General features: G+C 42.4%; 9 protein-coding genes. 7 read left to right on the top strand and 2 right to left on the bottom strand.

Annotation, left to right across the window (positions count from 1 at the left end):
* Positions 1–18 precede the first annotated feature (18 nt).
* The 7 genes from PKC55_RS08165 to PKC55_RS08135 all read left to right on the top strand — a co-directional run bounded on the left by PKC55_RS08165 (position 19) and on the right by PKC55_RS08135 (position 6,525).
* Positions 19–1,488, top strand: a complete 1,470-nt coding sequence (locus PKC55_RS08165; protein WP_291129510.1) for a TolC family protein — start codon at positions 19–21, stop codon at positions 1,486–1,488.
* Between the two features lie 10 nt (positions 1,489–1,498).
* Positions 1,499–3,175 (top strand): efflux RND transporter periplasmic adaptor subunit, encoded by a 1,677-nt coding sequence (locus tag PKC55_RS08160; RefSeq protein WP_291129514.1) that lies wholly within the window; start codon positions 1,499–1,501, stop codon positions 3,173–3,175.
* A gap of 36 nt (positions 3,176–3,211) precedes the next feature.
* Positions 3,212–3,871 carry a heavy-metal-associated domain-containing protein gene (locus PKC55_RS08155; protein WP_324372600.1) on the top strand — a complete coding sequence of 220 codons (660 nt, stop codon included), beginning with the start codon at positions 3,212–3,214 and terminating at the stop codon, positions 3,869–3,871.
* A 75-nt stretch (positions 3,872–3,946) separates the two neighbouring features.
* On the top strand, positions 3,947–4,309 hold the full coding sequence (locus PKC55_RS08150) for a heavy-metal-associated domain-containing protein (protein ID WP_324372598.1): 363 nt from the start codon (positions 3,947–3,949) through the stop codon (positions 4,307–4,309).
* 502 nt (positions 4,310–4,811) lie between these two features.
* Positions 4,812–5,639: an RteC domain-containing protein gene (locus PKC55_RS08145; protein ID WP_291129524.1), complete on the top strand. Its 828-nt coding sequence runs from the start codon at positions 4,812–4,814 to the stop codon at positions 5,637–5,639.
* 254 nt (positions 5,640–5,893) lie between these two features.
* The gene (locus PKC55_RS08140; RefSeq protein WP_291129526.1) at positions 5,894–6,208 is read left to right on the top strand and encodes a helix-turn-helix domain-containing protein; all 315 of its coding nucleotides are present in this window, start codon (positions 5,894–5,896) and stop codon (positions 6,206–6,208) included.
* On the top strand, positions 6,205–6,525 hold the full coding sequence (locus PKC55_RS08135) for a helix-turn-helix domain-containing protein (RefSeq protein ID WP_291129530.1): 321 nt from the start codon (positions 6,205–6,207) through the stop codon (positions 6,523–6,525). Before PKC55_RS08140 ends, PKC55_RS08135 begins: the two co-directional genes overlap by 4 nt.
* A 39-nt stretch (positions 6,526–6,564) precedes the next feature.
* On the opposite strand, the gene PKC55_RS08130 is transcribed toward PKC55_RS08135, so the two are convergent.
* On the bottom strand, positions 6,565–12,252 hold the full coding sequence (locus PKC55_RS08130; RefSeq protein WP_291129535.1) for a helicase-like domain-containing protein: 5,688 nt from the start codon (positions 12,250–12,252) through the stop codon (positions 6,565–6,567).
* On the bottom strand, positions 12,242–12,685 hold the full coding sequence (locus tag PKC55_RS08125; protein ID WP_291129538.1) for a DUF1896 family protein: 444 nt from the start codon (positions 12,683–12,685) through the stop codon (positions 12,242–12,244). Before PKC55_RS08125 ends, PKC55_RS08130 begins: the two co-directional genes overlap by 11 nt.
* Positions 12,686–12,704: the final 19 nt, after the last annotated feature.

Here is a 12,704-nt window from a genome sequence, read left to right as displayed (position 1 = left end):
ATAAATAACACGAGCAATATGTCAGACAAGAAATATAAATATATTGTGATGCTGCTATCCCTGACGCTTATAAGTATCAGTTTCTATGGGCAACAGGCTGATTCGTTAAGCCATTACCTGGAGATAGCCGCTCGGAATAATCCGGGTGTAAAAGCTGATTTTATGGCTTATAAAGCATCTTTGGAAAAAATACCACAGGCGGGTGCTTATCAGGACCCGCAACTGGAAATGGGATTCTTCCTGCAACCGATGGAAATCATAGACGGCAGTCAGGTAGGCCAGTTTACACTTATGCAAATGTTTCCCTGGTTCGGTACGAAAAAAGCGGCTCAGACCGAAGCTACCCATATGGCGAGAATGTCATTTGAAAAGTTTCGTGAATCAAGGGATAACCTCTATCTGGATGTATACACGCAATGGTTTATCTTGTGCAGTTTACAACAAAAACTGATCAATAATCAGGAGAATAAGAAGCTGCTGACACAGTTGGAAGACCTGGCACTGCGTAAATTTTCATCTCCTGGTGCAGGCTCGGGATCGGGTTATACCCTGTCTGCCCCCGTTACCCCGACAAGTACTCCGCCCTCAGGCAGCGCAGGTGCAATGGCAGGAATGGGTGGTGCGAATACACAGGCAGCCTCCCAAAGCAGCGGTATGTCTTCTATGGGTGGTTCCCCCGGCAGTAGTATGTCGTCCGGTGCATCTTCGGGTATGTCGGATGTGCTGCGTATTCAGCTTGAAATAACGGAATTGGATAATAATATCGAAAGTATCCTCTCCGAGATAAAAGCCGAGAAAGCAAAGTTCAATGCCCTCTTAAACCGTTCTGCCGATACCTATATCGAAATACCCGATTCTTTTGAACAGATTCCATTTCTCTTTGACGGGGCATCCGCTATGGATAAGATAACCGATCAGAACCCGATGCTGGGAATGATAAATGAAGAAGGGCTTGCCTATAAAGCCAAAGCAGAAATGGATAAAAAAATGAGTTATCCGATGTTTGGCATAGGGTTGCAATATATGCTCATCAATAAACGTATGGATATGGGCATGGGTATTCCGGTAACAGAAATGAACGGAAAGGATATGATTATGCCGATGGTTACTTTGTCCATCCCTATCTATAGAAGTAAATACAAAGCTCAGCAGAGGGAAAGTAAGTTCTGGTGGCAGGCAAGCCAGGAGAAATATGCAAACACCATCAATACCCTTGAGGCGGATTTATACAAAACCAAACATCAATTGGACAATGCTTCCCGAAAGATTGAATTGTATAAAAAGCAGTCTAATCTGGCACAGACAACTTACAATTTAGTCGTGCAGGAATTTGTTTCCGGCAAAAGTGATCTGACTAACGTAATCCAGGTACAACGACAGCTTTTGGATTATCAACTAAAGGGAGCGGAAGCTGTAGCGAGCTATAATACAATGGTTGCCTCTATTCAAAAGCTGATTTCATTTAAAGAAACCGAACAACAAAAATAAGCGAGAGATTATGGAAACTAATAAAATAAAAAATATTCTCAAGAACAACTATCTGAAGTATAGTTTGATTCTTATCGCCGGATTATTTCTAGGCTGGGCGATATTCGGCGGTTCATCGGGCAGCCACAATGAAACGGCGGAGCACGTCCATGAAGATGCAACCGGGCAAATCTGGACCTGTGCGATGCACCCGCAGATAAAAATGGACAAACCGGGTAAATGCCCTATTTGCGGAATGGATCTGATCCCTCTAAAAACCACAGGCGGTTCCGGCGAAGCTGTAGACCCCGATGCCATTCAGATGTCGGCGGAAGCCGTTGCGTTGGCAAATATACAAACGACCAGAGTAAGCCGCCAGAATCCGGTTAAGGATTTGCGCCTGTACGGAACTATACAGGCGGACGAACGTTTATCGCAGTCGCAAACCTCGCATGTAAGCGGTCGTATCGAAAAGCTATTTCTCAATTTTACAGGAGAAAGTGTCAAACAGGGGCAAATTATCGCCACCATTTACTCCCCGGAGTTATTAAGTGCACAACAGGAATTATTGGAAGCCGCAAAAATGGTATCCGTGCAGCCCACCCTGCTTCAAGCAGCCAGAGAAAAACTGCGTTTATGGAAATTATCCGATGACCAGATATCAAGAATAGAAAAATCAGGAACGGTATCTCCCCTTGTTGAAATTAAAGCCAACACAAGCGGTATTGTTGTCAGCAAGAAAGTCAGCCAAGGTGATTATGTCAACCAAGGGTCTGTTTTGTTCGATATAGCCAATCTTTCACAGGTATGGGCGATGTTTGATGCTTACGAGGTCGATCTGCCTTTCCTTAAAATCGGGGATAAGATTGATTTCACATTACAAAGTGCACCCGGAAAGACCTTTTCAGGAAAAGTAACATTCATAGACCCGATACTGGACAGGATTACCCGTACGGCGAAAGTCAGAGTAGAAACTGCCAATCCCGGATTTCAGTTAAAACCGGAAATGTATGCCAGTGCAATTGTAAAAGCCCCTTTAAAACAGTACGATAATGAGATTGTAATTCCTAAATCATCGGTATTGTGGACAGGTAAGCGTTCAATTATATATGTTAAGCAACCCGATACGGATTCCCCTGCGTTTATACTGCGTGAAATTGAATTAGGCCCGTCATTGGGCGATTCCTATGTGGTTCTTTCGGGAATCGAAGACGGGGATGAAATTGTTACCAACGGAGCATTTTCCATTGATGCCAGTGCCCAATTGGAAGGTAAACGCAGTATGATGAATGCCGAAGCTTCACGTCCTGTTACAGGGCATGAAGGGCATAATATGTCGGGCGAATCCAAAGATATGAAACAAACCGCATCGCCGGGTACTGCATCTGCCACCGGACACGAAGGGCATAACATGACAAAAGATATGAAACCTGCTTCTTCTAAGGATGAACATGCCATGATTAACGTTCAGGGGCTCTGTGAAATGTGCAAAGAGCGTATCGAAAAAGCGGCTAAAGGGGTCAGTGGTGTGTCTTCTGCATCATGGGATCAAAAAACGAAACAACTGCACTTGAATTTTGATTCCTCCAAGACCTCGGTAGATGTTATCGGTAAGGCTGTTGCCAAAGCAGGTCATGACACCGACAAATATAAAGCGGATAAAGCGGCCTATGATGCTTTGCCAAGCTGCTGCAAATACAGAAAATAAAATAGTAAGTATCCAATAATTAAAAAAAGTCAGATTATGAAAAAATATTTTTATGTGCTAGCCATCGTCTTATTTACCCTTCCATCTTATTCTAAAGGTAATAACCAGGTCGAAAATGAATTGTCTGCAATAGGAAATACGTCGCCCGGACAAGAATATACAACAGATATGCAAGGCGGTTGCGGAAGCCGTAGTAAAGTGAATAAAAAATCGTCCGCATCAAAGGCTGGACATCAAGGCCATGCCACGTCGGGATGCTCGGATAACACAAAAAAAGAAGCAGGTTCGACAAATGAGCATCAGGGGCATGATATGTCTGCCATGTCAACAGATAGCAAACAAGGTTCCTCAGCCACAGTTCCCGTTTCCACCGGACACCAAGGGCATAATATGAGCGGTGTGTCCAGTGATATAAAACCGGTTACTTCCAAAGATGAACATGCCATACTCAACGTTCAGGGGCTCTGTGAAATGTGCAAAGAGCGTATCGAAAAAGCGGTTAAAGGTGTCAGTGGTGTGTCTTCTGCATCATGGGATCAAAAGACAAAACAGCTGCACCTGAATTTTGATGGCTCCGCCACATCGGTGGAAATAATTGGCAAGGCAATAGCCAAAGCAGGTCATGATGCAGATAAATATAAAGCAGATAAAGCAACTTATGCAGCCCTACCTAATTGCTGTAAGTACAGAAAGTAAGCAACTTAATTACAAATTCTAAATTGAATCAAAATGAAAAAATTAATTCTATCAATTGTAGTAATCTCTTTAATTATGGTATCCTGCAACTCAGGTAGCACTAACAGTACAGCAGGTAATTCACAAAAAAATGAGGAGACCGCTGGTATGACAAACGGACATGAACACGGTAAGGGCCAGCATGCTATGCTAGGTGTACAAGGCAACTGTGAAATGTGCAAAGAACGCATTGAAAAAGCGGGCAAGGATGTCAAAGGTGTTACTTCGGCAACATGGGACATCAATAAAAAAGAACTGCACCTGAACTTTGATCCGCATCAGACAGATCTTGATGCTATTAGCAAAGCTATTGCAAAGGCAGGGCATGACACGGATAAAGACAAAGCCGATCAGACTGTCTATGCGGCATTGCCTGATTGCTGCAAATACCGTAAATAAATGAAAAAGCGAGTATGTTCGTTCCTTAAGTCATTTAGGTTTATGTAAAAGCCTTGTCCAATAACTCTTACTCCTACCAAATAGTATGGTTTATATTCTTCAGATCCAAAAGAGTGAATTGTATTATCATTTTAATTCTATTCCATATATGAGAAGAGTTAGGTTTAAGGCATGGATTATAGCTAATTATTTTTAGAAAGTGATTTTTGACAATTTCGTTTGGTTGGATAATTTTTTAACCCAGCCAAACGAATCTATAATCGTAAAAAAATGAATTATTTATCATAAATTTCATTTCTGTAAATACAGAATATATGACCGAACAAAACCTTAAATCTGTATAACAACTTATTTTATCATGAAAATCTATAGAGCCATATATATTAACAGGTTGTATTATGCTGAGGAGAGTATAAAGTATAATTATTTGCTCAATCTCCAAAATCGTTTAATTAGTAATAGAACCATGTTGTATTGTTTGGTATAAATAAGATGCATAGTTATGATTCAATTTGCCTCCTGTTTAAAAAAAGAAATAGATATAAAGATTGAGCAAATAGAATGCTCAGAAATCAGTATGATTACGAAGTCTTTGGAGGCTTCCCGTATACTTGTCAAAGCTTTTAACCAATTAAAGGTATTTATTTTGTCATACAATTTTAAAGATGAAGAAGAAGAAATCTATTTTTTTAAAGAGGCTAAACCCAGATTGTGCTCCCGCTTGATCTACTATCGTAAAGTCTATAACATTGAGATGAATCGCCCCATAGGTGTAGAGAAACAACGGGAATACCTCTGCGAGTTATTGAATGATATTAATAAATATAACAGCAAGCGGCTTGATTTTATCCGTTATTACCGCTCGGACTCCTCCCATTTGGATGCTTTTTATTTTCTACGGGATAAAACAGATTTAGAGCAATACCTCGAAACATTTTATTATGAATTTGATCCTAATTTTTCTACTAATTGTGATTTTAAGGTGGCAAAGATTTTGGCAAATGATATGCTTTCCGTCTATTTGATGCACGAAGTAGAGCTATTGAATGATAATGGTTTGAAAACTTGCTCTTTTGGTTTCCCTGCTACAAAAAAGACGTGGATGGGCAGTAAAGCGGAATTGCAGGAACAAATTTTCTCTTGGGATAGTGCCGGAATGTTTGGAGACCTACCACTAACACAGCTTTACGATTATATTCAAAATGTATTTAATATCCAATTGGACAGTAATCTTTCACGAACTCTTGGAGATTTGAAAATACGGAATAATCCTACGCCATTTCTTGACAAATTAAAAGATGCCCTATTGCGACGTATGGGCAGAAAATAATAATACCGAGGTCGGTATGTATGCTCAACCAGCCGATTTTGATGCTAATTTAGTTCAAAATCGGCTGGTTTGGTTTATCATACGCTTTATACCGACCTTTTCCGTATTTTCCTTCTTGTTATTTCTAAAAAACATATATGCTAACCTGTTGTATATAAACGATTTGTAATAACATTCAAAAAAAAGTAATACCGACCTCGTTATAAAGTGTCTCAAAACGCTCGAACTTTGCATCAAATCAATAAGTTGCGAGTATGAAAGTAATAAGTATAGAATCGGAAGCCTATAAAAAGTTGCTGCAAAAAATCGACCGGATTCATTCTTTTGTACAAAAACAGGCGAAAGAAAATAGCATTCTACAACAGTCCGATCCATCAGAGGTTTGGCTGAGTGATCAAGATGCTGCTGCCATATTGCGGGTAAGTAAACGCACCATGCAACGGTTACGCAGTAAGGGAGAAATAACCTATTCAATCAGGGGAGGGAAAGTGTGGTATATGTTGGCAGAGGTCAAACGCCTATTGCCGGGAGTTGTGGTGAAAAACGATAAGAAAGGAGGCAAACCATGAGCGAGGACGAAGGATTAAAAGATTTCATGCAAGAGTGGTTCGAGCAGTTCATGGGACGTTTTGACCGATTGGATAAATTCATGGATATAATGAGCGGACGACATAATGTACTAAACGGCGAACGACTTTTGGACAATCAAGACTTGTGCCAAATGCTGAATGTAAGCAAGCGGACATTACAGCGTTATCGCTCGGCTGGTGAACTGACCTATATAACCATCCATCATAAGATATTTTACACAGAGAAAAACGTAGAAAAATTTATTCGTGATCACTTTAGAGACAATATCGATGAGGATATGGTAGAAAAAGAATAAATAAAAAAGACCGCAGAATTTTTCTACGGTCATTTTCATTTAGAGCTTCATGCCTCTTTTTTCTTCTTTTGGTGGCGGACTACTACCCACCGATCCAATAACGAACCTGTCTCCCATAACCTCTTTCACTCCTTGCAAAGTATTCGGCATAGGAGCATCCTGAATTACTGCTGATTTTGAGTTACTCTGAGATTGAAGCTGATTCTTTTCGGAAACATTTTCTTGCCCTTCGCTTTGCTCGATGGGCTTCAAGGACAACTCTATCTTACGCTCCAACGCTGTAAGCTCCGTTTTCAAGTCTTTTAGATCATTCTCTTTTGACCACACACTTTCCACTACCTGCCTGAGAACGGGTACATCCTGCATCCGTTTATCGGTGTCCGTTTGATACTTCTCCAACAGCTTAGGCATACTGTCGAGTGCATTTAAAAAGTTCAGCGATGCCGTTTTAGGGTCTGCCGCCAAACTTCCATAATTATAGTTGTAAAGTATCTGCCCTTCGCCACGTATAAAAAATCGGTTTTGTACCAGGTCAAAACCGTCTTTATTTGTCGTTTCGGATTTTACCAATAAATCAAAGCCATATAACGAACCGATTTTCTCGTGTGCCCCATGTGTACGTGTTTTGTCTGCTATTTCGTTCAACTTCTTACCAATAGCAATCGGGTCGGTAGCTTGAAACCCATCCAATTTTACAGGATTGAGCTGTGTGCCATCGGGAGCAAGCTGCACCCGGCTATTGAAGGCTTCCACATCCTTAGAGATTCTATCAATATATCCTTTATTGGATTCTACTGTCTGCATGATATTCTCTAATTTGTAACGGCTCGAAGATTTGCCCCGAACGAACGCCTGCTTTTCACTATCCAAAGCAGCTATCTTCTTTTCTATCCTTGCTTTCTCCAACAATTCGGTGTTCCCCGACAGGATAGCTACATATTCAGAAAAATTCATTCCACTTTTCTCATCCATACTACCCTCATCAATGGTTCGAGTACCCAGATTGTTGTTTTTAAGCTGTTTGATAAATAGTTGCTTGTTGTGTAGTAAGCCAAATTTATATGCATCCAATGATTTTTCCACAGCGTAAATCTTCACATCTACCTTATTGTCAGCATACAATTTTGCAATTTCGTTGCCTTTGCGTATCGCCCGTCCATCGCGTTGCTCCAGATCAGACGGACGCCATGGTGCGTCCAAATGATGAATGGCTACCGCCCGTTTTTGAGCGTTAACGCCCGTTCCCAACATTTCAGTAGAACCGAACATAACACGGATTTTACCCTCGTTCATATCTTTTATCATGGCTTTTCGTGCCCTCTCGCTGGTGGCTTCCTGAATAAATCTCACCTCAGATGCAGGGATGCCGTAATCTTCCACTAATTTGCGTTTGATTTCGGTGTAGGGACTCCATTGCCCCGGCTTGTAAGTTCCTAAATCCGAAAATACAAACTGTGTTCCTTTCTGGGCATTATACTTTTGGTAATAGTCCGCTATTGAGGCGGCACAATGGCTGGCTTTGTTGTCTATGTGGTCTCCGTATTTATCCGGGTCGATCATCCGCATATCGAGCGACATCTTTCGGGCATAGTCAGTCGCTATCAGCATCTTTGCTTTTTCTTCCCTTTCAGAGAGTGGCTCACGCCCCAATAGTGTAGCATCTCCTGTTTTGGCAAACTCCATCAGCTTACCGATAAACTCCTGCTGGTCGGGTGTCGGTGGTATATTGTGCAGAATCTCATTCTTTTCGGGACGATCGATACCAATATCCTGTGCAGTACGGTAATCGGTAATCTCGGAATAGAAGGAAGCCAGTTCCGGCACTTTGATAAAATAACGAAAGCGTTCTTTCTGTACAATCTGGTTCGTTACTGAGAACTCGTAATCTTTGGTTTTCTTGGCAAAAATGGCTGCCCATGCATCGAAGGTGTTAATGCCCTGCCTTTCCAGTTCTTTAGGACGCAGGTATTTGAATAATAGATATAATTCTGTCAATGAATTGGAAATCGTTGTTCCCGATGAATAAGTAGCCCCTAAATCCTTGCCTGTGCGTTCCTGAATGGTACGCAGGGCAAAAAGCATATTGAGTGCCCGTTGCGAGCCTTCGGTATTTCCCAAGCCAGCCACACGGTCGTGACGGGTGGTAAAAGTCAGATTTTTAAATTTGTGAGATTCATCTACGAACAAATGGTCTATACCAATCATCCGAAAATCCGACATATTATCCTTGCGGTTTTCGATCTGGTGGGCTACCCCTTCCAATTTAGCTTCAAGATTGCTTTTGCGTTTCTCACAACCTTTCAACATCCCTCTTGATACCTCTTTACCCTGTGAACGCAACACTTCGAGGTTTTCCTCCACGCTGTCGAGTTCAGCCTGTAAGATGCCTCGCTGTATCTCCGGAGACTGCGGTATCATACCGAACTGCTCGTGTGTTAAAATCACCGCATCCCAATTGTTGTTTTTCATTTCATTGAAAATACGATTGCGGTTTTGTGGTGTAAAATCCTCCTTACCCGGATAGAGTACCTTTGCATCAGGGTATGCCGTACAAAAGGTCTGGGCGATTTCATGGACATTGGCTTTCAGTCCTGTGATAAGCGGTTTATTCACTAATCCGAGCCGTTTCATCTCCATTGCTCCACAACACATAATCAGCGTTTTGCCACCTCCCACTTCATGGTCGATTATACCACCACCGTTCAATTTAAGCATCCAGATGGCATCTTTCTGGCTCTTGTATAAGTCGGGAATACCTAAACCTTTCAGATCAAGACCGGTAAAAGTCTGGTGCGAACCGTCATATTCGGGACGTACAAAACAATTGAATGTGCGGTTATACATATCGGCAAGCCTATCTTTAAATTCGGGAGCCTGCTCTCTGAGCCAATCCGAAAAGCCGTTACGCATCTCATCTATCTTGGTATTGGCAAGCTGAATGGCTTCTCCGTCGCGTACCTTTGTATCTTTGCCATCTACTCTGACCGTTTTGGTTATATCGGGAGTGGTGTCGTGCAGAGCATGACGCATCAGGGCAATACCATCAAAGGTGCGGCTTTCACCTTTGACGGCATACTGATCGCTGATCTTGGCATTTTTAGTATTGGAATTTATGCTGAACTCGTCCCTGCTCTGTGCATAATGTATATTTATGTCCGTTTCAAAAAGGTATGAAGCAAAAGCAGCATAGATGCCCGAAGGTATCCAGCGTTCCCCGAAATTAAAATCCAGATCGTCGAAAGCTATTGGTTTCGGTATGGCATCCTGTAGAACAGCCAAAGATTCTTTGGCAGCTTCATGATTCGGATTGCGGTCAATAAAGTTCTGTACTTCGTCTGCTTTTGAAATAACGTTACCCGATACAAACTTGTCCGCTACTTCATAGCCTCCCACAAGAGGATTGAAATAGATTTTGCCTTTCAACTCGTCAAGTATTCCCTCTTGCGTATTACTTGTAAGAGAAACCATGTGATCTAAATTGACCGCTCCGTATTTATTGAGACTGGAGACAAGAGCTTCGTATGCGTTATCTACTTTCGAAATCTCATTGGGGTTAAATGCTACGGGACGTTCGAAAATATCTGCTTTGATAGCTTTGCCCTCTCGGTAGCGTTCCAACGAGAGTATTTCCCGTCCTGCGACATCCATCTTGATGAGATCTATATTTTTCGCATCATTCAAGTTCCCGAATTTTTGTGTAAAATCATCATACAGGCGATTGAGCATCTGCCGTAATGCAGGATTCTCTTTAAGTGTATCGGCTTCGTTGTTATACAGATGATTGTAAGTATCGCGTATCTCAATATAGAGGGATGCCCGTTTTTGTTCATTGGATGATAATTCCAAAGGATGGAACATGGGTTGATGTCCGTCCATATCCTTTAGGTAGCCTATACGGTTATCCCCATCAGTTACCAAAGAACCATTTTTATAATGTTTAGGCAATCCATTTTCGGGTATCGGCATCGGTATGGGCTTCAATCGTTCCGCTCTTTCCTTTTCCAACCGCTCGGTACGTTGTTCGGGTGTCTCCGTTGGTTTGCCTGCTGCCGGACTTTTAGGCTGTGCCCCCTGCTGCTGACTGGCTTTAGGCTGTGGTATGGGCATACGGCGGCGCGAACGTTTGGGCTGTTTAATTTGTGAACGTTCTTCGGCAGAAAAACCAAACAGGTCGTATAAGGTTACAATAAGTTGTTGTTCCATATCGGGTGGCGGTACTTCCTTTTGCTCTATTACTTCTCCTGTGTTCGTATTTACAAACAATCCGCTGGCTTCATCCCGGATAATTGTATCTTTTTCTTTTACTGTTGGTATAGCTTTCGTCTCTTCTTTCGCTTGGTTAATGCGTGGCTCCACGACTATTTTTTTTCCCTGCTCAGAGAGTTCTGCCCATGCTTTGCGGTTTCTGGCTTCTCCAAAAGGATAGAAATGAACTAAATCTTCGGCGATAGGTTCATAAGCCGATTTGGGGCTTAGTTCCACCATATCCGAAACAGAGATTTCCTGTTTGCTTTTTGGATTGAGATTTATTGTCGGAGTTACAGTTGTTTGTTGCTGCTGTTTCTCCGGAGCGTGAGCCAAGTAGTGCTCCAGATCGAGGTGTTTGGAAAAATCTTCATTCAGCATCCGGTAAAGTGCGACGGCAATGCCTTCTGTTCCACCGGAATGGGTAAATTCCATCGCAGGCATTCCGTAGGGGTCTGTACCGACTTTTACATCAGTCTGTATCACCCTGTCGAAGTCTTTAAACAGGTTGTTTATGGATATGCCGTTGGATAGCTTGCGAGTTTCGATAAAATCCTGCTGTCTTTGGGTAGGCAGAATAGTTGAATTCTTGCGTTGCAGGATAATTAAATCGCTGCCCACTTCTGTCCCTGCTTCTTCTGTAAAGAGGTTGTTGGGTAATCGGATGGCGGAAACGACATTGCAACTATTCATCAGGTGTTCACGAATCGGTTTGTTCTGCTCCGAATTAAGAACGCCCTGCGAAGTGATAAAAGCAATCAACCCACCCTCGCGGGCAGCCATTACACTTTTGGTGAAAAAGTAATTGTGGATTGCTTTTGTGGATTGGCTCACTGCGGGTATCTCATGTTTAGATAGCAAGGGGTCAAATACGGCTACATTCCCGAAAGGGATATTGGAGGCTATCACATCATAATGTTGTGAGTATCGTCCTTCCATTTTCTCATAACCTTCAATCCGTATTTTATCCTGTGGGTGAAGGTGTGAGAGAATCTTGCCCGTCAGCAGGTCTTTTTCAAATGCAGTTACTTCTGCATTTGGTACAGTTTTTTTGAATGAAGTTATAAACGCTCCGGCTCCTGCACTGGGTTCAAGAAAACGTTGAGGTTTGATACCACTGTTATTCAGAACGAGTGCCAAAGCATCAATAACTGGCTTGGGCGTATAGAAAGCGGTCAACACCGAATTTTTAAGCGAGCTTACATAGCGTTTGTATTCGGTATCGTCTTTCGCTCCATCCCGTAACACTTGGTGCAGTTCACTTACAAGTGGGAACAAATCACGTTCCGAATCTTTCCATTGGGCTATATCTTCCGGTTTGGCGGCGGGGTTCAACACGGCTTTTATCCCTCCGAAACCGGAATAGGCTGCCAGTTTTACTTTTTCGTCATTGGTAGCCTGTCTTTTCTCTTTATCGAGTGCGAATGCAATGCGGATCGCCTCGATATTGTCCCGAAGATGGGCTTTCTTATTATAAGCCATTTTCGAGTAGGATTTGTATTTCGCCGGTCAGTTCCGTGTAAAACTGATTGTACTGTGGTGTATCGGCAAAATCATCAGACAAAGTATATTTTTGAACCGTACTCGTAAGTCGGGGCAATAACTCCATTGCTACGCCTTCAGCTTGTGACGGGTCTATTTCCTCAGAAAATTCTTCCCAGAGGATAGTAACAAGTGTTCGGTAGGTGGAGAAATGCAAGCCTTCATACAGGACTTGCGAAGAGATTACTTCTGCTTCATCGTGGGTATGACCTGCTTTTATGGCTTGGCTGTATGCCTCTGCTGCCGCATCGCCGCGTGCAGCAATAAAATCGAGGTCGGTAGCTTTAGCAGGGTGCGTGTCTCGCAGGTAGGATAATAGGGATAGCCTAAAATAAGAGAATTTTACGGCGGACGTATTTGGTTTTGTTGCCATATCATTGATTTTTTAGTGG

It is taken from the genome of Dysgonomonas sp. (assembly GCF_035323175.1).
Classification (GTDB): domain Bacteria; phylum Bacteroidota; class Bacteroidia; order Bacteroidales; family Dysgonomonadaceae; genus Dysgonomonas.
This window is presented reverse-complemented; position numbering and strand designations above follow the sequence as displayed.